We start from the raw sequence: 3,394 nt of genomic DNA, 5'->3' as shown, positions 1-3,394 counted from the left end.
TTGAAACCGGATAATCAATCAGAAGATCAGTGGCTTGTGGTGCCAACTGCAGTCTTAAAGGATGGCATCCCTTCTGAGTATAAAAAAGGTCAGTATTTCTCAATTGCTTATTTTAAACCGGTTAAATTCAGAATTAAAAATCAGGCTGATCCTGATTTCTTCAAAACAGCCTCTATCTTTATTTTTAATGAGCAGGCTGAGTTGATATTTGAAAAATTGATCGATATTACTGAGGCAGAATAGACAGGATGAAAAATAAGTCACATATAAAAAAAAAGTTTGCACTTGTGTGCAGTTTTCTGTTTTTAATTTGCAGCCAGGCTTTGGCCGGGCAAAAAATTCATACCGTTTTTTTTGAAGGTGAAGAAAATGAACTCCATGTCTATCGGATCAATGGTACCAAACCAGGAAAAACATTGCTGATTATCGGTGGAATTCAAGGGGATGAGCCGGGTGGATTTCTTGCAGCAGATTTTTATGCTGATTTTATGCTTGAAAAAGGTAATTTGATTGTTGTGCCAAGAGCCAATTTCCCTTCAATTTTAAAAAAGGGAAGAAAGATCAACCAGGACATGAATCGAAAGTTTTTAGATGATAATATCTCCAATTATGAAGCCAGAGTTGTCAATGTCCTGAAAAAATTAATTTGTGAAAGTGATAGTTTCTTAAATCTTCATGAAGGCTCTGGTATTTATTCGGATAAATGGGAAAACAAGAATAAAAACCCGAACCGATTTGGTCAATCCATCATTACAGATGATTCGATTTTAAAAAGGGGAGATTTAGGAGAAGACATTTATCTTGAGGAAATGGCCCAAAAGGTGATTGAGAAGATAAATCAGCATATTGAAAATAAAGACCTTTTTTTTCATTTTAACAACCATAAGACCAATCATCCGGATTCAATTCATAAAGAGCAGTTAAGGTCAGCAACATATTATGCATATCATATTTGTAAAATTCCGGCATTTGGTATTGAATCGGCTAAATTTCTTCCGTTGGAACAGAAAGTTCGACAGCATATTTATGCCATTAACGCGTTTATGGAAATTTTGGATATTATCCCGCAAACCCCGGGCATTGATTTGGAAAAACCGGAAATGCAATACATGATTATTTCAGTAAATGATTCCATCCCTGTTGTTGTAGAAAAAATGCAACGTCTGAAAATTAATAAAGGGGATACGATTCAGATTCATAATATTGTTGCAAATTATGAGCGTGGGCTTAGTGTTGATGTGATCGGTTTGGGAAATCAGTTTAATGATATGAAAAAAAAATTAATTATCAATGAATCGACCAGGATTGAGGCGAAAAAAGATTTTTACAAGTGCGGCAGTGTTTTTTTAGATATAGATTCAAAATCAGTAAGGCAACTTACAGTCACTGATTCAAGTGACACGCCAACCTTAAGGTATAAATTGAGAATAAATGGGCAACTTAAAATTGTTAATAATTATGAGCATGTGAAGATTCACAGGGGAGATAAACTGGTTATTGAAGATATTCTTGCAGGTAGTGTAGATCCGTCAAAATATATAGTAAATTTTAAAGGATTTGTCGGTAATCATCAAAACAACTCCGGGGAAGACAGAGGCTATGTAATAGATACAGCCAAAGGTGTTTTAATGGAACGCTACTCGCTGAATAAAAAAGGCCGGCATTATTATGTGTTAACCACTTTGAGAGGAAAAAAAGTGGGTAAAATATTTATAGATATTCAACCATATGCAAGCTAAGGAGATATAAAGTGGGAAAGAAAAACAGCAAAAACCTCTCAATTATTGACAGGGAGCTGAAAATTGAAGGCTCGATATCAAGCACTGGAAAATTGATTATCAAGGGCCAGGTAACCGGTACGATTGAAGGAGACGTGGTCATTATTGCAGAGGACGGGCGGGTGAATTCCAGTGCGACAAAGGTGTCAAGCCTTACCATTGGCGGCAAATTTCAAGGGGAAGTTACTGCCACTAAGGAATTGATTATCCTTGCCACAGGGACTTGTGCAGGCAAGGTAGAATGTAAAGATCTTATTGTTGAAAACGGTGGTATTTTAAATGCAGAAGTATCCTGTAAGACCTCAAGCACGCTGTCAGCAGAGAACAATTCAAAAACTTTTGGTAACCATAAATTAAAAGAAGGAAAACAAATAGAACTTTAAATTCTGCTTGACATAAACTCAAAAATTATATAGATACTGCTGATTGTGTTTATGAATAGGAGCGTTGAAGAAATTGAAAAAATATACATATAGTGCAAAAAGATCAGACAATAAAGAAAATTGGTGCGTCATTGACGCAAAAGATAAAATTCTCGGCAGACTTGCATCACAAGTGGCATATAGAATCCGCGGGAAAAACAACCCTTTCTTTACACCCCATGTTGATACCGGTGATTGGGTTATTGTTATCAATGCAGATAAAATCCGTATGACCGGCAAAAAGTTGGACCAAAAAAAATACTATCGTCATTCAGGATATATTGGCAGCCTTAAAACCACTACAGCAAAAGAGTTGCTTGAAAAAAAACCTGAAGAGCTTATTAAAAAGGCTGTTAAGGGCATGCTCCCTAAAAATCGACTGGGTAGAAAACTTGGCAAAAAATTATTTGTATACACAGGTGATCAGCACCCACATGCTGCTCAAAAGCCTGAAATATTTGAAATTTAAGAAAAAAAGGACGCGATAATTATCAATGGAAAGTGGAAACGTATTTTACGCGACTGGTAAAAGAAAAGATTCTGTAGCCAAAGTATGGTTAACACCCGGTAATGGTAAGATTGTGGTCAATAATAGAGATTTGAACGAATACTTTGAATTGAATGTAACAAGAGATTTGCTTTTGTCTCCCTTGGTTCTCACTGAAAACCATGATGCTTTTGATGTTAAAGTGACTGTAATGGGTGGCGGGAAATCCGGTCAGGCTGGTGCTATTCGCCTTGGTGTGTCCAAAGCGCTTGAACTTTCAGATCCTGATCTTCGAGGGGTTTTAAAAAGTGCAGGATTCCTCACAAGGGATGCAAGAAAAAAAGAGCGTAAAAAATACGGTAAAAAAGGCGCAAGAGCAAGCTTCCAGTTTTCAAAAAGATAGTCTTTTTATACAATTGTACCAGCGGGTACAAAGTTATCAATCATTAGGGGCAAAGAGTATTCTTTTTGTCCCTTTTTTGTATTGGGGAATGAAGAAGAAAAATGAAGACTTATCTGTTTTATGATATTGAGACCAGCGGTTTAAACCATGCATTTGACCAGATATTGACATTTGCCTGTATCCGAACCGATCTTGTGCTCAATGAAATTGACAGGCAAACGATCACGATTCGTTTGCGCAAAGATATTGTGCCTTCGCCAAGAGCTTTTTTAACCCACGGTTTAACCTATAATGAGTTAGAACT

At 36.5% G+C, this 3,394-nt stretch carries 5 protein-coding genes and 1 pseudogene; all 6 read left to right on the top strand.

Annotated elements, in window-relative coordinates:
* A partial coding sequence (locus K8S13_RS10200; protein WP_291462341.1) for a hypothetical protein occupies positions 1 to 243 on the top strand: 243 nt, incomplete at its 5' end.
* 5 nt (positions 244 to 248) lie between these two features.
* Positions 249 to 1,739 carry a M14/M99 family metallopeptidase gene (locus tag K8S13_RS10195; RefSeq protein WP_291462340.1) on the top strand — a complete coding sequence of 497 codons (1,491 nt, stop codon included), beginning with the start codon at positions 249 to 251 and terminating at the stop codon, positions 1,737 to 1,739.
* A gap of 11 nt (positions 1,740 to 1,750) precedes the next feature.
* Complete coding sequence (locus K8S13_RS10190) at positions 1,751 to 2,161, top strand: polymer-forming cytoskeletal protein (protein ID WP_291462339.1); 411 nt, start codon at positions 1,751 to 1,753, stop codon at positions 2,159 to 2,161.
* Between the two features lie 73 nt (positions 2,162 to 2,234).
* Complete coding sequence (gene rplM / locus K8S13_RS10185) at positions 2,235 to 2,669, top strand: 50S ribosomal protein L13 (protein ID WP_291462338.1); 435 nt, start codon at positions 2,235 to 2,237, stop codon at positions 2,667 to 2,669.
* Positions 2,670 to 2,694: 25 nt separating this feature from the next.
* On the top strand, positions 2,695 to 3,090 hold the full coding sequence (gene rpsI, locus K8S13_RS10180; RefSeq protein ID WP_291462337.1) for a 30S ribosomal protein S9: 396 nt from the start codon (positions 2,695 to 2,697) through the stop codon (positions 3,088 to 3,090).
* 101 nt (positions 3,091 to 3,191) lie between these two features.
* Positions 3,192 to 3,394, top strand: a pseudogene (locus K8S13_RS10175) (exonuclease domain-containing protein); the annotation flags it as partial.

The sequence above is a fragment of the Desulfobacula sp. genome, assembly GCF_021107415.1.
The sequence above is the reverse complement of the archived record's forward strand: the minus strand, read 5'-3'. Positions and strand labels throughout refer to the sequence as shown.